At 70.3% G+C, this 19,457-nt stretch carries 15 protein-coding genes and 1 pseudogene; 11 read left to right on the top strand and 5 right to left on the bottom strand.

What is annotated here, in order from left to right:
* Positions 1-23 precede the first annotated feature (23 nt).
* Complete coding sequence (gene cbbR, locus BU28_RS0121430) at positions 24-947, bottom strand: LysR family regulator CbbR (RefSeq protein ID WP_028721259.1); 924 nt, start codon at positions 945-947, stop codon at positions 24-26.
* Between the two features lie 95 nt (positions 948-1,042).
* Here cbbR and BU28_RS0121425 point away from each other — a divergent pair, with 95 nt between their 5' ends.
* From BU28_RS0121425 to BU28_RS0121380, 10 genes and pseudogenes are all read left to right on the top strand, one after another.
* Positions 1,043-2,026 (top strand): class 1 fructose-bisphosphatase, encoded by a 984-nt coding sequence (locus BU28_RS0121425; RefSeq protein WP_028721258.1) that lies wholly within the window; start codon positions 1,043-1,045, stop codon positions 2,024-2,026.
* A gap of 9 nt (positions 2,027-2,035) precedes the next feature.
* Entirely contained in the window at positions 2,036-2,908 is an 873-nt protein-coding gene (locus BU28_RS0121420) for a phosphoribulokinase (protein WP_028721257.1), read from the top strand.
* 12 nt (positions 2,909-2,920) lie between these two features.
* A complete protein-coding gene (gene tkt, locus BU28_RS0121415; protein WP_028721256.1) occupies positions 2,921-4,921 on the top strand; it encodes a transketolase in 2,001 nt (666 codons plus the stop codon).
* On the top strand, positions 4,921-6,000 hold the full coding sequence (gene fba / locus BU28_RS0121410; RefSeq protein WP_028721255.1) for a class II fructose-bisphosphate aldolase: 1,080 nt from the start codon (positions 4,921-4,923) through the stop codon (positions 5,998-6,000). The genes tkt and fba overlap by 1 nt, the downstream gene beginning before the upstream one ends.
* A gap of 22 nt (positions 6,001-6,022) precedes the next feature.
* Complete coding sequence (locus BU28_RS0121405) at positions 6,023-7,480, top strand: form I ribulose bisphosphate carboxylase large subunit (protein WP_415839866.1); 1,458 nt, start codon at positions 6,023-6,025, stop codon at positions 7,478-7,480.
* A gap of 12 nt (positions 7,481-7,492) precedes the next feature.
* A complete protein-coding gene (locus BU28_RS0121400; protein ID WP_028721253.1) occupies positions 7,493-7,882 on the top strand; it encodes a ribulose bisphosphate carboxylase small subunit in 390 nt (129 codons plus the stop codon).
* Positions 7,883-7,974: 92 nt separating this feature from the next.
* Positions 7,975-8,901, top strand: a pseudogene (gene cbbX, locus BU28_RS24050) (CbbX protein).
* Positions 8,898-9,593 carry a ribulose-phosphate 3-epimerase gene (gene rpe / locus BU28_RS0121390; protein ID WP_028721252.1) on the top strand — a complete coding sequence of 232 codons (696 nt, stop codon included), beginning with the start codon at positions 8,898-8,900 and terminating at the stop codon, positions 9,591-9,593. Before cbbX ends, rpe begins: the two are co-directional and overlap by 4 nt.
* A gap of 76 nt (positions 9,594-9,669) precedes the next feature.
* Positions 9,670-10,869 (top strand): 3-deoxy-D-manno-octulosonic acid transferase, encoded by a 1,200-nt coding sequence (locus BU28_RS0121385; RefSeq protein ID WP_028721251.1) that lies wholly within the window; start codon positions 9,670-9,672, stop codon positions 10,867-10,869.
* 58 nt (positions 10,870-10,927) lie between these two features.
* The gene (locus tag BU28_RS0121380) at positions 10,928-11,353 is read left to right on the top strand and encodes a DUF1178 family protein (protein ID WP_028721250.1); all 426 of its coding nucleotides are present in this window, start codon (positions 10,928-10,930) and stop codon (positions 11,351-11,353) included.
* Between the two features lie 11 nt (positions 11,354-11,364).
* Here the strand turns inward: BU28_RS0121380 and BU28_RS0121375 are convergent, their stop codons facing one another.
* Genes BU28_RS0121375 through BU28_RS0121365 form a run of 3 tightly spaced genes read right to left on the bottom strand, consistent with a single transcriptional unit; the run spans position 11,365 to position 14,275 of the window.
* A complete protein-coding gene (locus tag BU28_RS0121375; protein WP_028721249.1) occupies positions 11,365-12,135 on the bottom strand; it encodes an ABC transporter ATP-binding protein in 771 nt (256 codons plus the stop codon).
* Positions 12,132-13,199: a FecCD family ABC transporter permease gene (locus tag BU28_RS0121370; RefSeq protein ID WP_233145007.1), complete on the bottom strand. Its 1,068-nt coding sequence runs from the start codon at positions 13,197-13,199 to the stop codon at positions 12,132-12,134. The genes BU28_RS0121375 and BU28_RS0121370 overlap by 4 nt, the downstream gene beginning before the upstream one ends.
* A complete protein-coding gene (locus BU28_RS0121365; protein ID WP_028721247.1) occupies positions 13,178-14,275 on the bottom strand; it encodes an ABC transporter substrate-binding protein in 1,098 nt (365 codons plus the stop codon). The genes BU28_RS0121370 and BU28_RS0121365 overlap by 22 nt, the downstream gene beginning before the upstream one ends.
* A gap of 177 nt (positions 14,276-14,452) precedes the next feature.
* On the opposite strand from BU28_RS0121365, the gene BU28_RS0121360 reads away from it, so the two are divergent.
* Positions 14,453-15,304: an alpha/beta hydrolase gene (locus tag BU28_RS0121360; RefSeq protein ID WP_036763998.1), complete on the top strand. Its 852-nt coding sequence runs from the start codon at positions 14,453-14,455 to the stop codon at positions 15,302-15,304.
* A 120-nt stretch (positions 15,305-15,424) separates the two neighbouring features.
* Here BU28_RS0121360 and BU28_RS0121355 read toward each other — a convergent pair whose 3' ends face one another.
* Complete coding sequence (locus tag BU28_RS0121355) at positions 15,425-19,279, bottom strand: non-ribosomal peptide synthetase (protein WP_028721245.1); 3,855 nt, start codon at positions 19,277-19,279, stop codon at positions 15,425-15,427.
* Positions 19,280-19,457 lie beyond the last annotated feature (178 nt).

Genomic DNA, 19,457 nt, shown 5'->3' with positions numbered 1-19,457 from the left:
CGCGCGAACCCCAAGGGGCGGCGCTAAAGCCGGGGCAGGAACGAGCCGCCCAGCGCCAGCACATGGTCGTGCACGCGCTGGCCCGCCGGCGACAGCGCCATGTCCTCGCGCCGGATCAGGAACCAGTTGCGCTGGATCGGCAGCCCGTTCGCCCGCAGCGCGACCAGCCGCCCCGAGCGCAATTCCTCGGTCACCGTATGCTGCGAGATCAGCGCCACCCCGAGGCCCGCGATCACCGCCTGCTTGATGGTTTCGTTCGTGCCCATCTCGACCATGCGCCAGGGGGTGCCGTCGCCGATGCGGTCCAGAAAGCGCGTCATCAGGATGCGCGTCCCCGAGCCGGGTTCGCGCGCCAGGAAGGTTTCGGCCAGCAGGTCCTGGGGCAGGGCGGGGTCGGCCCTGGCCAGCGGGTGGTCGGGGGGCGCGATCACGACATGGGGATGGGGGCCGATGGGTTCGGCGGTGACGGCGGGGGCGCGCGGCGGGCGGCCCATGATGGCCAGGTCCAGCGCGCGCGAGGTCAGCCAGGCGATCACCGCGTCGCGGTTGCCGATCCTCAGCGTCACCTCGACCTCGGGCAGGGCGCGGCGCACTTCGGCGACCAGGCGCGGGGCGAAATACTTGCCCGTCGAGACCACCCCCAGCGAGACCGCGCCGACATGCCCGCTTTGCAGCGCGGCGACGCGGCGGGCGCAGGCGTCCAGCGCGACGGCGATCTGGGCCTCGGCCTCCAGCACGGCGCGGCCTTCGTCGGTGGGCAGGAAGGCGCCGTGTTCGCCCCGGATCACCAGGGGCGCCGCCATCATGTCTTCCAGCGCGCGAAGCTGGCCGTGAACGGCCGGCGGGCTCAGACCAAGGTCGCCCGCCGCGGCGGTCAGCGAGCCCGTCTCGACCACCGCGCGCAGCGTGCGGAGTTGGCGAAGCGTCACGGCGTCGATGCGCGTCATTCGGAAATCCTGAAACCGAGTTCTGGATTTTTAAATGTTCCTGAAAGTCCTTATCTGTCAACACCAAGGCCAGGGAGAAACCGGGGGAGAAGATCATGGCCATCGAGACGGGACGGATCCCCGCCGGGCTGCGGCCCGCGATGACGGCCTTGGCCGGGGCCGCGGCGGAACTGGCGGTGCTGATCCGGCGCGGCGGCGATCTGGGCGCGGCGGTCGGCACCAACGCGGACGGCGACGGGCAGAAGGCGCTGGACGTGATCGCGGACGGGATGTTTCGCACCGCGCTGCGCGGCGCCGGCGTGCGCTGGCTGGCGTCCGAGGAGCAGGAGCAGGCGCTGGCGCTGGACCCGCAGGGCAGCCTGGCCGTGGCGATCGACCCGCTGGACGGGTCCTCGAACATCGACACCAATGTCTCGATCGGGACGATCTTTTCGATCTATCCGGCCGAGGACACGGCCGAGGCCAGCTTCCTGCGCCCGACCCGCCAGCAGATCGGCGCGGGCTATGTCATCTATGGCCCGCGCTGCGCGATGATGGTCAGCTTCGGCGACGGCGTGCAGCAGTACCTGCTGGACCCCGGCACGGGCGCCTTCCGGCTGGTCGACGGGCGGCTGACGATGCCCGACTGTTCGTTCGAATTCGCGATCAACGCCTCGAACTACCGGCACTGGTCGCGCCCGATCCGGGCCTACATCGACGATTGCGTCGCCGGCATCGAGGGCCCGCGCGAGACGAATTTCAACATGCGCTGGATCGCCAGCCTGGTGGCCGAGACGCATCGCATCCTGACGCGCGGCGGCATCTTCCTGTACCCGTCGGACGCCCGCAAGGGCTATGAGCGCGGCCGGTTGCGGATGCTTTACGAATGCGCCCCCATCGCCTTCCTGATCGAGCAGGCGGGCGGGCGCGCCACCGACGCCTGCGAGCCGATCCTGGACCAGGCCGCGACCGCGCTGCACCAGCGCACGCCGCTGGTCTTCGGCTCGGCCGAGAAGGTCGCCCGCGTCGCCGCCTATCACGACCTGCCCGAAACCGAGGTTTCCGCCCTGTTCGGCCATCGCGGCCTGTTCCGCGCCTGAGGAAAGACCATGAGCAAGAAGCACCCCATCATCTCTGTCACCGGCTCGTCGGGCGCGGGCACCACGACGATCAAGAACACCTTCGACCAGATCTTTCGCCGCGAGGGCATCCGGTCCGTCAGCATCGAGGGCGATGCCTTCCACCGTTACGACCGTGCCGCGATGAAGCAGGAACTGGCCCGCCGGGGCGAGGCCGGCGACAACACCTTCAGCCATTTCAGCATCGAGGCGAATGAACTGGAAAAGCTGGAAGCCGTGTTCCGCACCTATGGCGAGACCGGCCGGGGCGAGACGCGCCATTACGTCCACGACGAGCGCGAGGCCGAGAAATACGGCACGGCCCCCGGCACCTTCACCGATTGGGCGCCGTTCGAGGACGGCTCGGACCTGCTGTTCTATGAGGGGCTGCACGGCGCGGTGAAGGCCGAGGGCATCGACATCGCGGGCCAGGCCGACCTGAAGATCGGCGTCGTGCCGGTCATCAACCTGGAATGGATCCAGAAGATCCACCGCGACAAGGCCAGCCGGGGCTATTCGACCGAGGCGGTGACGGACGTGATCCTGCGCCGGATGCACGCCTATGTGCATGTGATCTGCCCGCAGTTCACCCAGACCGACATCAACTTTCAGCGCGTGCCGGTGGTGGACACCTCGAACCCGTTCATCGCCCGCTGGATCCCGACGCCGGACGAAAGCCTGGTGGTGATCCGGTTCAGGAACCCGCGCGGCATCGATTTTCCCTATCTGACCACGATGATCCAGGGCTCGTGGATGAGCCGGCCGAACTCGATCGTCATCCCGGGGCCCAGGATGGACCTGGCCATGCAGCTGATCCTGACGCCGATGATCCTGCGTCTGGTCAGCGAATCGAAGCGCGCCTGAGGAGGAGACGCCATGAACCAGATGCTGCGTATCGACACCGACGCCGAGGCCGCGATGGCCACCGCCATCCGGGTGCTGGCGATGGACGCGGTCGAAGCCGCGAAATCCGGCCATCCCGGCGCGCCGATGGGCATGGCCGATGTGGCGGCGGTGCTGTTCAACCGCTTCATGACCATCGACCCGGCCGATGCCGCATGGCCCGACCGCGACCGCTTCGTGATGTCGGCGGGGCATGGCTCGATGCTGGTCTATGCCATCCACCACATGCTGGGTTACGACGACATGGACATGGACCAGCTGAAGCGTTTCCGCCAGCTGGGCGCCCGCACCGCGGGCCACCCCGAATACGGCCACGCCAAGGGCATCGAGGTCACCACCGGCCCGCTGGGCCAGGGCATCACCACCGCCGTCGGCATGGCCCTGGCCGAGCGGATGATGAACGCCCGCTTCGGCGACGCCCTGGTCGATCACTGGACCTATGTGATCTGCGGCGACGGCTGCCTGATGGAGGGCATCAGCCACGAGGCCATCGACTTTGCCGGCCACCAGCGGCTGGGCCGGCTGATCGTGCTGTGGGACGACAACGGCATCACCATCGACGGCCACACCGACCTGGCGACCGCCACCGACCAGAAGGCGCGGTTCGCGGCCTCGGGCTGGCATGTGCAGGCGGTGGACGGCCACGACCGCGAGGCCGTCGCCACGGCCATCGAGGCCGCGCGCGCCGACGACCGCCCGTCGATGATCGCCTGCAAGACCGTGATCGGTTTCGGCGCGCCCGGCAAGCAGGGCAGCCACGATGTCCACGGCGCGCCCTTGGGCGCCGACGAGATCGCCGCCGCCCGCAAGGGTTTCGGCTGGGCGCATGAGCCCTTTGTCCTTCCGCCGCAGATCATCGACTCCTGGCGCGCGGTGGCCGCGCGCGGAGCGAAGGCGCGGTCGGCATGGCTGGACCGGCTGGCCGCTTCCCCTCACGAAGCCGGGTTCGCCGCCACGCTGGCCGCGCCCGACGCAGCCCGGCTGCGCGCCAGGATCGGCGACTATTGCCGGGGCCTTACCGAAACCCGCCCCAAGGTCGCGACCCGCAAGGCGTCGGAAATGGCGCTGGAGGTGGTCAACGACGTGCTGCCCAACACCGTGGGCGGCAGCGCCGACCTGACCGGGTCGAACCTGACGCGGACAAAAGGCATGGTCTCGGTCACGCCCGACGACCGCAGCGGGCGCTATGTCCATTACGGCATCCGCGAACATGGCATGGCCGCGATCATGAACGGCATCGCGCTGCATGGCGGGCTGATCCCCTATGGCGGGACTTTCCTGGCGTTTTCCGACTATTCCCGCCCGGCGATCCGGCTGGGCGCGCTGATGGGGGTGCCGGTCGTCCATGTCATGACCCATGACAGCATCGGCCTGGGCGAGGACGGCCCCACCCACCAGCCGGTCGAGCAGGTGGCGGCGCTGCGCGCGATCCCGAACCTGCTGGTGTTCCGCCCCGCCGACGCGGTGGAAACCGCCGAGGCCTGGGAAATCGCGCTGACGGAACGCGCCACGCCCTCGGTCCTATGCCTGTCGCGGCAGAACCTGCCGACCGTCAGGGACGATGTGGCCGCGAACCTGACCCGGCAGGGCGCCTATGTGCTGCGCGAGCCGCAAGGCGCGCGCGACGTGACGCTGATCGCCACCGGGTCCGAGGTCGAGATCGCGCTGGCCGCCGCCGACCTGCTGGCGGGCCAGGGGGTGCGCGCGGCGGTGGTGTCAGCCCCCTGTTTCGAGCTTTTCGCCGCAAGGCCCGAGGCCGAGCGCGAGCGCGTCCTGGGCCGCGCCCCCCGCATCGGCATCGAGGCGCTGATCCGGCAGGGCTGGGACGGGCTGATGCTGCGTCCCGGCGACGGTTTCGTCGGCATGGCGGGGTTCGGCGCATCCGCCCCGGCCCCCGCGCTTTACCGCCATTTCGGCATCACGGCGGAACGCGCCGCCGAACTGGCCGGCCAGCTTATCCAGGGAGGGAAATGATGGCACTGATCACGCTGAGACAGCTTCTGGACCACGCAGCCGAGCAGGGCTATGGCGTGCCCGCCTTCAACATCAACAACATGGAGCAGGGGCTTGCGATCCTGAAGGCCGCGGCCGAGGTCGAGGCGCCGGTGATCCTGCAGGCCAGCCGCGGCGCGCGGTCCTATGCCGGCGACATCATGCTGCGCCGCATGGTCGAGGCTTTGGCCGAGATGAACCCCGCCGTCCCGATCTGCCTGCACCAGGACCACGGCAACAACCTGGCGACCTGCATGTCGGCGATCCGCCACGGCTTCACATCGGTGATGATGGACGGATCGCTGCACGAGGACATGAAGACCCCCGCCGATTACGACTACAACGTCGCGGTGACGGCCAAGGTGGCCGAGGCGGCGCACGCGGTCGGCGCCAGCGTCGAGGGGGAACTCGGCGTGCTGGGCAGCTTGGAAACCGGCGAGGCCGCGGCCGAGGACGGATCGGGCGCCGAGGGCAAGCTGGACCATTCCCAGCTGCTGACCGACCCCGACCAGGCGGTGGATTTCGTGATGCGCACGCGCTGCGACGCGCTGGCGATCGCCTGCGGCACCTCGCACGGGGCCTACAAGTTCACCCGCAAGCCCGATGGCGAGATCCTGGCCATGCATGTGATCGCGGCGATCCACGACCGCCTGCCGGGCACGCATCTGGTGATGCACGGATCGTCGAGCGTGCCCCAGCACCTGCAGGACCTGATCAACGCCTCGGGCGGCGAGATGCCCCAGACCTATGGCGTCCCGGTGGAGGAGATCGAGCGCGGCATCCGCATGGGCGTGCGCAAGGTCAACATCGACACCGACTGCCGCATGGCGATGACCGGGCATTTCCGCAAGGTCGCGCAGGAGAGGCCCGACGAATTCGATCCGCGCAAGTTCATGATCCCCGCCATGAAGGAGCTGACGGCGCTGTGCCGCGACCGCTTTGAACGCTTCGGCACCGCGGGGCAGGCCGGCAAGATCAGGGTCATCGCGATGGACGAGATGGCCAAACGCTACGCGTCGGGGGCGCTTGACCCGGCCATCACCGGCGCCCGCGCCGCCTAAGGGAGGAAGTCCGATGAACGAGATGAGCAAGACCCAGATCACCGACGCCAAGAAGCGTTATGCGGCGGGCGTGCTGAAATACGCGCAGATGGGCTATTGGGACGGCGACTACCAGCCCAAGGACACCGATGTGCTGGCGCTGTTTCGCATCACGCCGCAGGAGGGCGTGGACCCCATCGAGGCCGCTGCTGCCGTCGCCGGAGAAAGCTCGACCGCGACCTGGACGGTGGTCTGGACCGATCGGCTGACGGCCTGCGACCAGTATCGCGCCAAGGCCTACAAGGTCGAACCCGTGCCGGGCACGCCGGGGCAGTATTTCTGTTACGTCGCCTATGACCTGATCCTGTTCGAGGAAGGGTCCATCGCCAACGTCACCGCATCCATCATCGGGAACGTCTTCAGCTTCAAGCCGCTGAAGGCCGCGCGGCTCGAGGACATGCGCTTTCCGGTGGCCTATCTCAAGACCTTCGCCGGCCCGCCGACCGGCATCGTCGTCGAACGCGAGCGCCTGGACAAGTTCGGCCGCCCGCTGCTGGGCGCCACCACCAAGCCCAAGCTGGGGCTTTCGGGCAAGAACTATGGCCGCGTGGTCTATGAGGGGCTGAAGGGCGGCCTGGATTTCATGAAGGATGACGAGAACATCAACTCGCAGCCCTTCATGCACTGGCGCGACCGGTTCCTCTACTGCATGGAGGCGGTGAACAAGGCGACCGCTGCCACCGGCGAGGTCAAGGGCCATTACCTGAACATCACCGCCGGCACGATGGAGGAGATGTATCGCCGCGCCGAGATGGCCAAGGAACTGGGTTCCGTCATCGTCATGGTGGACCTGATCGTGGGCTGGACCGCGATCCAGTCGATTTCCAACTGGTGCCGGCAGAACGACATGATCCTGCACATGCACCGCGCCGGTCATGGGACGTATACCCGGCAAAAGAACCACGGCATCAGTTTCCGCGTGATCGCCAAGTGGCTGCGCATGGCGGGGGTCGACCACCTGCACTGCGGCACCGCCGTCGGCAAGCTGGAGGGCGATCCGATGACCGTGCAGGGGTTCTACAACGTCTGCCGCGAGATTCACAACGAGGTCGACCTGCCGCGCGGCATCTTCTTCGAGCAGGACTGGGGCAACCTGAAGAAGGTGATGCCGGTCGCCTCGGGCGGCATCCATGCCGGGCAGATGCACCAGCTGATCGACCTGTTCGGCGACGACGTGGTCCTGCAGTTCGGCGGCGGCACCATCGGCCATCCGATGGGCATCCAGGCCGGCGCGACCGCCAACCGCGTGGCGCTGGAAGCCATGGTGCTGGCCCGCAACGAGGGCGTGGACATCAAGACCGAAGGCCCCGAGGTGCTGCGCCGCGCGGCCAAGTGGTGCAAGCCGCTGGAGGCCGCGCTGGATACCTGGGGCAACATCACCTTCAACTACACCTCGACCGACACCTCGGACTTCGTTCCGACCGAGTCCGTCAGCTACTAAGGGAGAGAGAACATGCGTATCACCCAGGGCTGCTTTTCCTTTCTGCCCGATCTGGACGACAACCAGATCCGCGACCAGGTGGAATACATCCTGTCGAAGGACTGGGCCGTCGGCATCGAGTTCACCGACGAGCCCCACCCCCGCAACACCTATTGGGAGATGTGGGGCAATCCGATGTTCGACCTGAAGGACGCCAAGGGCGTGATGATGGAGCTGGACGAGTGCCGCAAGGCGCATGGCGACGCCTATATCCGCATCAACGCCTTCGACAGCACACGGGGATGGGAGACGGTGATGATGTCCTTCATCGTCAACCGTCCGAAGTCCGAGCCGTCCTTCAGGACCTGGCGGATGGAGGCCGATGGCCGGCATATCCGCTATACGCACGAGATGGTCGGCTGACGCCTGATGGCCGGGCCGGCGCCCGGCGGAAGCCGGGGGACTTCGCGTCCCCCGGACCCCCTGCGGGGTATTTGGAAAACGGAGAAAGCCCGATGGATGGCGATGTTGGTGAGACGCTGGCGACGGTCGATCTGAAGGCCGAATACGAGACCTCGGGCGTGCGCGAGATCCTGGACGAGCTGGATCGCGAACTGATCGGCCTGGCTCCGGTCAAGGAGCGCATCCGCGAGACCGCCGCGCTGCTGCTGGTGGACCGGGCGCGGCGTCAACTGGGGCTGGCCCATGAGGTGCCGACGCTGCACATGAGCTTCACCGGCAATCCCGGCACCGGCAAGACCACCGTGGCGCTGAAGATGGCGGGGCTGCTGCATCGCCTTGGCTATGTGCGCAAGGGGCATCTGGTCAGCGTGACGCGCGACGATCTGGTCGGGCAATACATTGGCCACACCGCCCCCAAGACCAAGGAGGTGCTGAAGAAGGCGATGGGGGGCGTCCTGTTCATCGACGAGGCCTATTAACTTTACAAGCCCGACAACGAGCGCGACTACGGCCAGGAGGCCATCGAGATCCTGTTGCAGGTGATGGAGAACAACCGCGACGACCTGGTGGTCATCATGGCGGGCTATGCCGACCGCATGGACCGGTTCTTTTCGGCCAATCCGGGGTTTCGGTCGCGCATCGCCCATCACATCGAGTTTCCCGATTATTCCGACGACGAACTGGGCCGGATTTCCGGCGCGATGCTGGAGGGGCAGGGTTACGCCTTCGACGCCGAGGGACGCGTGGCGATGGAGGAGTATATCCGCCTGCGCCGCGAGCAGCCGCATTTCGCCAATGCGCGGTCCATCCGCAATGCGCTGGACCGGGCGCGGCTGCGCCAGGCGAACCGGCTGTTTTCCGGCGACGGCCCCGTTGACGCCAAAACGCTTTCCACGATAACCGGGGCCGACATCCGGGCCAGCCGCGTCTTTCAGGGGGGCTTGGACATCGACGGCAGCCGCAGGAAGGATCAGCCATGACGTTCGACCGCAAGATCAAGATCGCGCCCTCGATCCTGTCCGCCGATTTCGCGAATTTCGGGCAGGAAATCCGGGCGGTCGAGGATCAGGGCGCCGACTGGGTCCATGTCGATGTGATGGACGGGCATTTCGTGCCGAACATCACCTTCGGCCCACAGACCTGCAAGGCGATCCGGCCCCATATCCGCGGCGTGATGGACGTGCACCTGATGATCGCGCCGGTGGACCGCTATATCGACGCCTTCGCGGAATCGGGGGCGGATGTCATCACCGCCCATCTTGAGGCGGGGCCCCATATCCACCGCACCCTGCAGGCGATCCGGGGCGCCGGGGCCAAGGCGGGGCTGGCGCTGAACCCGGGCACGCCCGCCGAGGCCGCAAGCGGGCTGATCGACGACCTGGACCTGATCTGCGTGATGACGGTGAACCCCGGCTTCGGCGGGCAGAAGTTCATCCGCAGCCAGGTCGAGAAGGTCCGTGCCCTGCGCGCCCTGATCGGCGACCGTCCCGTGCACATCGAGATCGACGGCGGCGTCGACCCGACCACCGCGCCGCTGGTGGCCGAGGCGGGCGCCGACGTCCTGGTCGCGGGCTCGGCCGTGTTCAAGGGCGGCTCGGTGTCGAACAGCGCCCCTTACGGCGAGAACATCCGCGCCATCCGCGAGGCCGCCGAGGCTGCAACCCGCCGTTGATCCCGTCCCGGGCGCCGTCTAGGCTGGGCCCGGACTTCGGGGAGGGACGGGCGCTGGCGGCAACCGGGACAAGGCGATGATCTGGCATGCGACGACCGCGCTGGCGGGAACGGCGCTGCGGCTGGCCGCGCCCTTTTCCGGCGCGGACTGGCGCGAGCGGCTGGCGCTGACCGGGCCGGACGTCGTGCCCGGCGGGATCTGGCTGCATGCGGCCAGCGTGGGCGAGTTGAACTCGGCCCGGGTGCTGGCCGAGGCGCTGGGCGCCGAGTTGCCGCTGACCGTCACCACCAACAGCCTGACCGGGCGGGCGTTGGCGCGCAAGCTGGGCCATGTGGCGGCGCTGGCGCCCCTGGACGTGCCGCAGGCGGTCGAACGCTTCCTGGCGCGGATCGAACCCTCGGTCCTGGTGACGGTGGAGAACGAGCTTTGGCCCAACCGCTCGGCCATGGCGCGCGACCTGGGCGTGGCGCAGGTCGTGGTGGGGGCGCGGATTTCGGAACGCTCGGCCCAGCGATGGGCGCGGCTGCCGCAGCTGATCGGGCCCATGCTGCGGCGCATCGACCTGCTTTCCGCCCAGGACGAGGGCAGCGAGGCGCGGCTGCTGCGGCTGGGCCTGCCGGCGCTGTCGCTGGGGACGCGGCTGAACCTGAAGCTGCTGGGCCCCGCCCAGGTCCATCCGCCCGAGGACGGGCCCGGCCGGGCGCGGGTGGTGCTGGCGGCCTCGACCCATGAGGGCGAGGACGAGATCGTCCTGGATGCCTATGCCGAGGCCCGGCGCGCCGTTCCCGACCTGCGCCTGATCCTGGCGCCGCGCCACCCCCGGCGGGGCGACGCGGTGGCCGCGCTGATCGCGGCGCGCGGCCTGGGTTTTGCCCGGCGCAGCCAGGGCGGGGGCGTTGATGCCCCGGTCCTGCTGGCCGACAGCCTGGGTGAGATGGCGGACTGGTACCGGGCGGCGGGGATCTGCGTCACCTGCGGCTCGCTGGTCGATCACGGCGGCCATACGCCGTGGGAGCCCGCCGCCTGGCGCTGCGCCGTCCTGCACGGCCCCCATGTCGCGAACCACGCCCGCGACTATGCCGACCTGGCGGCCGCCGGGGGGGCGCTGGCCGTGACCGCGCAGGACCTGGGCGCGGCGCTGGCCGACCTGGCGCAGGACGGCGAGCGTCAGCGCCGCATGGGCCGGGCCGCCCGCGCGTTGCTGCTGGCGCGCGCGGGGGATCCGGCGCCGCTGATCGCGCGGATCCTGGACCTCGCGCGGACTGGCCTTGTCTAGGGCCGGCCTTGTATAAGCCCCCTCCGATCCAGATATCTGGAGGAGGAAAGGAACGACGATGATCCGCTATGACCTGCGCTGCGACAAGGGCCACGATTTCGATGGATGGTTCCGGGACTCCGAGGGTTTCGAGACCCTGCGGAAGGCGGGACAGGTCGCCTGTACGCATTGCGGATCGGTCGCGGTGGACAAGGCCCTGATGGCGCCCCGGGTGGCTGCGCCCCGGGACGACCGGCCAAAGCCCGACCTGCGCACGCCCCGCGACCCGCGCGAGGCGGCGCTGGAGCGCCTGCGCCGCCATGTCGAGGAGAACTCGGACTATGTGGGCATGTCCTTTGCCGCCGAGGCCCGCGCCATGCATGAGGGACTGGCGCCCGAGCGCGCGATCCACGGCGAGGCCAAGCCCGAGGAGGCCCGCAAGCTGATCGAGGACGGCATCCCCGTCGCGCCGCTGCCGTTCCGCACGCGTGAGCGCGCGAACTAGGCGTCCCGCCTTCAGGGCGCGTGTTCGCCGTCGATCAGCACCATCAGCCGCCCGCGCGAACAGAACTCGACCCGCGCCTCGACGCCGTAGACCTCGGCCAGCAGGGCGGGGGTCAGGACCTCGGCAGGGGCGCCGTGGGCGCGGACGTGGCCACCGTGGATCAGGACGATCCGGTCGGCCCATTGCGCGGCCAAGGCCAGGTCGTGCAGCACCGCGACCACCACCCGCCCCTCGGCCGCCAGCCGGCGCAGTTCCGACAGAAGGCGCACCTGCCGGGCCAGGTCCAGCGCGCTGGTCGGCTCGTCCAGCAGCAGCACGCGCGGGTCGCGCACGATGGCCTGGGCCAGGCTGACCATCTGGCGCTGCCCGCCCGACAGCGCGTCCAAGGGCTCCAGCGCCAGCGCGCCTATGCCCAGTTTCTCCATCACCGCCATTGCCGCCTGGTCGGCCTGCCGGGCGGGCAGCGCCTTGCCCGCGCGCAAGGCGGCGATGACCGTTTCCAGCGCCACCAGCGACGACCCCGAGGGCAGGCTTTGCGGCATGAAGCCCAAGAGCCGCGCGCGTTCGACGGCGGGCAGGCGCGCCAGGTCCCGGCCGTCCAGCATCGTGCTGCCGCGATGCGGGACCAACTGGGCGATGGCGCGCAGCAGGGTCGATTTCCCGGCGGCGTTGGGACCGGCCAGCACGGTCAGTTCGCCCGCCCGCATCTCGGGCAGGGTCAGGCCATCGAGGACCCGGCGCGGGCCGAAGCGGACCGAGATGTCGCGGACCAGCAGGCTCATCCGCGCCGCCGCCCGCGCAGGATCAGCGCAAAGAAGATCGGCAGGCCGATCAGCGAGGTGACAAGCCCGACCGGCAGCAAGACGCCCGGCACCACGGTTTTCGACAGCGTCGAGGCCAGCGACATGACCAGCGCCCCGGTCAGCAGGCTGGCGGGCAGAAAGACGCGGTGGTTTTCGCCCACCAGCATCCGCGCGATATGGGGGCCCGCCAGACCGACGAAGCCGATGACGCCCACCATCGAGACCGCCGCCGCCGACAGCAGGCTGACCCGAAGAAGCGTCCAGCGCCGCAGACGGGTCACGTCGACGCCGAAGCTGCGGGCCTGATCCTCGCCCAGACGCAATGCGGTCAGCTTCCAGGCGGCGCCAAAGGAAAACGGCGCGGCGGCCAGCAGGATCACTCCGATCATGGCGACGCCCGGCCACTGGGCCGAGGCCAGGCTGCCCATCGACCAGAACACCAGTTGCTGCAGCGCGTCGGCCGAGGCCACGAACTGGACCAGCGACAGCAGCGCGCCGGCGGTAAAGTTCAGCGCGACGCCGAACAGGACCAGCACCTCGGGCCCGCCGCCCCGGATGCGGCCCAGAAGCTGCAGCAGCAGCAAGGCCCCCACGGCGAACAGGAAGGCGTTGGCCGACACGCTCCAGACTCCGGGCAGGCCGGGGATGGTCAGGCCCAGGATGATCGCCACCGCCGCCCCGAGCGCGGCGGCCGAGGAAACGCCCAGCGTGAAGGGCTCGGCCAGCGGGTTTTCCAGCACGGTCTGCATCTCGGCCCCGGCCAGAGCCAGGGCCGCGCCGACCAGCAGCGCCATCACCGCGACCGGCAGGCGCACGTCCCAGACGATGACCTGCGTGCCGCGCGACACCTCGGCCCCGGCCAGCGCGCGCAGCGTGTCCGACAGCGCCAGCCCCGCCGGGCCCGTCACCAGGTCCAGCAGCAGCGCGGCCAGCACGGCCAGGGCCAGCGCCCCCACCAGCACCGCATGCCGCCGCCCCTGGCGGTGATAGCGGTCCAGCGCCGCGTGATTGGCCTGCATGGTCATGGCGCGGGCGTCACCCACCAGGTCCCCGGCACTTGGACCGGGGAAAAGCGCGTCTCGATCTCGGCCAGGGTTGCGGCGGGGTCGATGTCGGCGAAAAGGTCCGGGTGGAAGGTCCGGGCCAGGTATTCGATCAGCGCGATATGGGCGGGCGAATCGTTGAACAGGTGCCAGACCCCCGCCGCGCGCCCCTGCGTCACCGCGCGCAGCGAGGCAAAGCCGGGCGCGCCGATCAGGCTGTCGAACGAGTCCTGCGCCGTCTGGGCATCGACGCCCGAGCCCAGCACCAGCCCCCCGCGCGAGGCCATGTGCGTGCCCCCGGTCGCGACATAGACGTCGGGATCGGCGCCGATCAGGTATTCCAGGCTGACGGTGCCCAGGACGCCCTTGACCGTCTCGGCCCCGATGTTCTGCCCGCCCGCCGTGGTCACGAAGTCGTGAAACACCCCCGGTCCCACGGTGGAGCAGCAGCCCGTGGGCGCGGCATGGACATGGACGAAGACGCGCGGCCGGGCGATGGCCGGGTCGGCCAGCCGGTCGCGGATACGGTTCAGCCGCGATTCGTAGAAGGTGGCGAATTCCTCGGCCCGCGCCTCGGCCCCGGTCATGGTGCCCAGAAATCGCAGGCTGGGCATCGAATTCTCCAGGGGATGCGAGAAGAAATCGACATAGGCGACCGCGATCCCGGCCGCCTCGAGCTGCTGGCGCGCGACCGCCATGCCCTGGTTCTTTTCGTCCATCAGGCTCAGCACCACCAGGTCGGGGTCCAGCGCGATGATTGCCTCGACCGACAGGTCGCGGTTGCCCGCGCCGACCGAGGCGATCCGGTCGATCGCCGGGAATTTCGCGCGATAGGCAGCCATCGTGGGCGGGTCCAAGGGCTTGTCCAGCCGCCAGCCCGCGACCAGCGCGACCGGGTCGTCGTGGATCAGGCCCAGGACCGACAGGTGCCGCCCCTCGCCCAAAACGATGCGATGGGCGGGTTCGGGCAGGGTGACGGTGCGGCCCAGGATGTCGGTGGCGCTGACCTCGGCGCGCGCGGGTGCCAGGGCGGCGATCAGCGCCAGGGCGGCAAGGAACAGGCGGGCAAGGCTCATCGGTCACTCATCGGTCGGGCCGGCCTGCCCGCGTCTTGCGGCGCGTCCGGGACGGGGCGGGGGCGGGGCGTGGATCGCTTGCCTCGGGCCGCGCGGCGCGCGCGCGGATCGGGGCTGGCTTCGGTCTGGGTGCAACCTATATTCCTGACCGGGTGTGTCAACTAAGGACGGATCGCAATGACCTCAGCCAGTTCCGCTGCGCATGGCCGCGTCGGACCCGACCACGCCCGGGCCGAAGCCGGGCTGCGCCTGTTCCAGACCGGCGCGCCCAGTCACGCGCTGTCGCAGATCGCCCTGCCGGACGAGGGGCCGGGCCATCGCCTGTTCCTGGCCGTGCCGCGCGGGCCCGCGCCCGCACGGGGCTGGCCGGTGCTTTACATGCTGGACGGCAACGCGGCCTTCGATTTCCTGACGCCCGAGCATCTGGCGCTGGCGCCGGAACTGGTGGTGGTCGGCGTCGGCTATGACACCGACCGGCAATTCGCGCGCGAACGCCGCACGCTGGATTTCACCGCGCCCGACGGGCCGGGCGACGGGCTGCGCCCCGACCCGGTGCATCCGGGGCGCACGGCCGGCGGGGCGGCGATCTTTCACGACCGCCTGACCGGGCCGATCCGGGCGGCGGCCGAGGCGGGCCTGCCCGTCGACGCCGCGCGCCGGACCCTGTGGGGCCACAGCTTCGGTGGGCTTTTCACGCTTTACGCGCTGCTGGCCCGACCGGGCAGCTTTGCCCGCTATGCCGCGATCAGCCCCTCGATCTGGTGGGACGAGGGGCTGATCCGCCGCATCGCGCAGGCCGCCGCCCCCGCCTCGCTGCCGCTGCTGGTGGCGCTGGGGGACCGGGAAAAACGCTCGGGGAGCGAGGGGCCGCCGCCGGACGGGCCGGCCCCCGCGACGATGGATTTCATCCGCGATCTGGCCGCCCATCCCGGGCACAAGGCGCAGGTCCATGTGTTGAAGGGCCATGTCCATATCCAGACGCTGGCCGGGTCATTCCCGCTGGCGCTGCCCTTCGCGCTGGCGGATTGACCGGGTCGCAAGGGGCACGTGCCACCCCTGATCCGCCGTGACGAAAGGGGGCGAGGCGGTCGCCTGGGGCGGCCGTTCCTCTCCAAGCGCTTGTCGTCCCCGCGGCCGGGGCCGGGCGGGTCAGCCCTGCTCCAGCCGGCGGATCAGGTCGGGGGCGATCAGCGCCACCGCCTCGGGCGAGGTCATCTGGGCATGCAGGAAGGGCAGGTCCACCACATCGAGCGCCGCGACATGGGGCTGCCACAAGGTCGGGGTCAGCCCGCGTTCGGCATGGTCGCGGGCGGCGCGGTAATGCGTGACCGTGCCGGGATAGGGGCGGTGGCGATGTTGCCGGATCAGCCGGTTCGTGTCGATGACCGACCGCACCACCCCGTCCAGCACCGGCGGCGGCAAGGCCCCCAGCGCGGTATCCCCGGCCCGCAGGAAGGCCATGACGGCGTCGCGCGTGTCCAGCTCGGGGTGGGCGTCGGGGTCGTGGCCCGCGATCGCCAGCAGCGCGCGCAGGGCCGTCACCGGGTCGGGCTCGGGCTCGTCGCGCCAGACCTCGGCTGGATAGCTGTCCAGCAGGGCGACGACGCCCGGCGGGCGCCCCCCCTCGGCCAGGATCGCGGCGATTTCCTGCGCCAGGATGCCGCCGACCGACCAGCCGGCCAGATGAACCGGACCGGCGGGAACCTGGCCCGCGATGCGGGCGGCGTAGTCCTGCGCCAGCGCCGACAGGCTGGCGGGCATCGGACGCGCGGGGTCAAGGCCCGGGTGCTGCAACCCCCAGACCCGGCGGCCGGCCGCGATCCGGCGCGCCAGGCCGCGATAGCCCCAGGCAAGCCCGCCCGCCGGATGGATCAGGAACAGGGGCGCGCGCGTCGTGTCGCCATCGGCCAGCAGGATCAGGGGGCCGAGCCCGTCGTCCCCCGCCCGACCCCCGTCCAGCGCCATGGCCAGATGGGCCAGCACGGGATGTTCGAAGATGGTGCCAAGGCCCGGGTCGCGGCCGGTCGCGGCCTCGATCTCTTGCGCGAGGCGGACGGCGGACAGGGAATCGCCGCCCAGGGCAAAGAAGTCGGCCTCGGCCGGGGCGGGTTCGGGCAGGTGCAGGATGCGCGCGAAAAGCCCGGCCAGCAGCCGTTCGGTCGCGGTTTGCGCGGCCCGGCCTAGGGCCTGGAACTCGGGCGCGGGCAGGGCCTTGCGGTCCAGCTTGCCGTTTGCGGTGACGGGCAGCGCCTCCAGCGCGATCTCGGCCGCGGGCAGCATATAGGCGGGCAGGCTGGCCGCCAGCCGCTCGGCCAGCAGGCCGGGACGCCAGGCCGCGCCCGCCGCGGGCACGACATAGGCCACCAGCCGCTTGTCGCCGGCGTGATCCTCGCGCGCGATCACCACGGCCTCGCGCGCCAGGCCGGTGGCCATGATCGCGGCCTCGATCTCGCCCAGCTCGATGCGCAGGCCCCGGATCTTGACCTGGTGGTCCGAGCGGCCAAGGTAGATCACCGCCCCATCGGGCCGCAGCCGCGCCAGGTCGCCGGTGGCGTAGAGCCTTCCCCCCGGACCCTGGACGAAACGCTCGGCCGTCAGGTCGTCCCGGCCCAGATAGCCGCGCGCCAGCTGCACGCCGCCCAGGTACAGGTTGCCCGCCAGCCCCGGCGGCACCGGCCGCATCCGGTCGTCCAGCACCGAAAGCGCGGTGTTCCACACCGGCCAGCCGATAGGGACCGGGTTGCTGAGGTCCTGCGCGTCGGCGGGCCAGTAGCTGACATCGACGGCGGCCTCGGTCGGGCCGTAGAGGTTGTGCAGCTCGGCCCGGATGCGGTCGTGGAAGCGGTCGCGCTGATCCGCCGTCAGCTCCTCGCCCGAACAGAAGACGCGCCGCATCGCCAGCCCCTCGGAGGCGGGCGAGGCCAGAAAGGCCGACAGCATCGAGGGCACGAAATGGCAGGTGGTGATCGCATGGTCGCGGATCAGCCGGGCGATGGCGGCAGGGTCGCGATGCGCGCCGGGGGGCGCCATGACCAGCTCGGCCCCGGCGATCATCGGCAGGAAGAACTCCCAGACCGAGACGTCGAAGGTCGCCGGCGTCTTTTGCAGGATGCGGTCGCTGGCATCGATGCCGTAATGCGCCTGCATCCACAGCACGCGGTTGACGATGGCGCGATGGTCGATGGCGACGCCCTTGGGTTCCCCGGTCGAGCCCGAGGTGAAGATCACATAGGCCAGATCACCCGGCGCGGGCTCTCCCCTGGGCTCGCCGTCCCGGGGCCAGTGGGCGGGACACAGCAAGGGCGCATCCGGCGCGAACAGCGGCGCCAGGTCGGGGGTCGTCAGCACGGCGACCGGCCGGGCCTGGTCCAGGATGCGGGCGATGCGCTGGGGCGGGTGCGCCGGGTCCAGCGGCAGATAGGCCGCCCCCGCCCGCAGGCAGGCCAGCAGCGCGATCGGCAGATCGGCCGAACGCTCCATGGCGACGGCGACGATTCGGTCGGGCCCGGCGCCCATCGCCTGCAGGCGCGCGGCCAGCGCGGCGCTGCGCCGGTCCAGATCGGCAAAGCGCAGCACCCGGTCGCCGCAGCGGATGGCGGGCGCGTTCGGGGTGGCGGCAAGCTGCGCCCGGATCAGCGCGGTCAGCGTGGTGTCGGGCAGCGGCCGATGCGTGGCCTGCGCGCGGGCCTGCGCCTCGGCGATCTCGGCGGGGCTGGCGGTCGGGACCTCGGCCAGGGACTCAGCCTCCAGCGCGGCGGTCAGGAAGGCCACCAGCCGGTCGCCATGGCCCTGGACCTCGGTCCGGGTGTAAAGGGCGGGATTGGCGTCGACCTCGAAGACCATCCCCTGGGGATCGCCGCGGAAGGTCAGGGTCAGGTCGTCGACCGCGCCCGCGCCCAGGATGTGCAGCCGCACCGTCAGTCCTGGAAACTCCGGTGCCCTGTCAAAGGGCTGCACGTTCACGATGGGCCCGTAAAGCCGCCGCGTCCCGCCGACCAGACCCAGTTCGCGGCGCAAAAGCTCGCTGCGGTAAAGCCCGTGCCGCCGGCCTTGGGCCATGCGCCGCGACTGATGGGCCAGCCATTCGGGCAGCGCGGCATCCTCGTCGATCTGCAGGCGATAGGGCAGGACGTTCATCGCCATGCAGGGCACTTGGGCGATCTTGCGCCCCATCCGTGCCATGAAGGGCAGGCCGATCACCGCCTCGCCCCCGGTCCAGCGTGCCAGATAGGCGCCGGCCAGCGCGTTCAGCATGTCCGGCCAGCCCAGGCCGCAAGCCTGGGCCTGGGCGGACAGGCGGGCCAGCAGGGACTGGGGCAGGGTGCGGCTGTCGCGCAGGAAATCGTGGCCGCTGACCGCGCGGCCGGGGGCCGGGCCCGCGGCCTCGGGCAGGTCCGCAAGCGCGCGGTGCCACCAGTCGCGATCCACCGCGCGGCGAGGGGACTGGCGATAGGCCGCGTCTTCCTCGGCCGCAAGCGACAGGGGGCCAAAGGGCGCGGGCGCCGGCCCTTGCCCGGTCAGCGCGGCGTAATGTTCGGCGATGCGGTTCGTGACCAGCACCATGCCATAGCCGTCGATGGCCAGGTGGTGGATGCGTTCGTAAAGGAAATGTCGGTCGGGCGCGATGACGAACAGCGTGAAGGCCGCCGCCGGGTCCCGGTCCAGCTGCAGCGGGCGGCGGCTGTCGGCGCGCATCTGGGCCAGGGCTTGCGCCTCTGGCTCGGGCTGGACGGTGAGGTCGGCGAAGCCCAGCATCGGCGGCAGCCCGCCCGCCTGGCGCGGCCCGTTCCCGGGATCGGCAAAGCGCAGCGACAGGGCCGGGCTTTCGGTGATGGTGCGTGCCACCGCCGCCGCCATCGCGTCGCGATCCAAGGGGCCCAGCAGTTCGAGGTACTGCCCGGTGTTCAGGATCGGGTTCGCCGGGTCCAGCGCCTGGGCGTACCACAATCCCTCCTGCGCCTCGGTCAGGGGCGGCGAGTCGGGCGTGACGGGGCACAGGGGCATCGGCTCGTCACCGTGAAGGGGAGAGGACGGCGAGGACTGCTGAGTCATGGGCGGACGGCCATATTCTTGTTACCGCGACAGGCCTATCTTGCCCCGTCAGGATTGGGGCCATAGTCTTGGCATGAAAAATAGTCAACTTTTCATCCCCCACCGCCCGGACCGATCCGGCCGTATATCC

Source organism: Paracoccus yeei ATCC BAA-599, assembly GCF_000622145.1.
GTDB lineage: Bacteria > Pseudomonadota > Alphaproteobacteria > Rhodobacterales > Rhodobacteraceae > Paracoccus > Paracoccus yeei.
The sequence above is the reverse complement of the archived record's forward strand: the minus strand, read 5'-3'. Positions and strand labels throughout refer to the sequence as shown.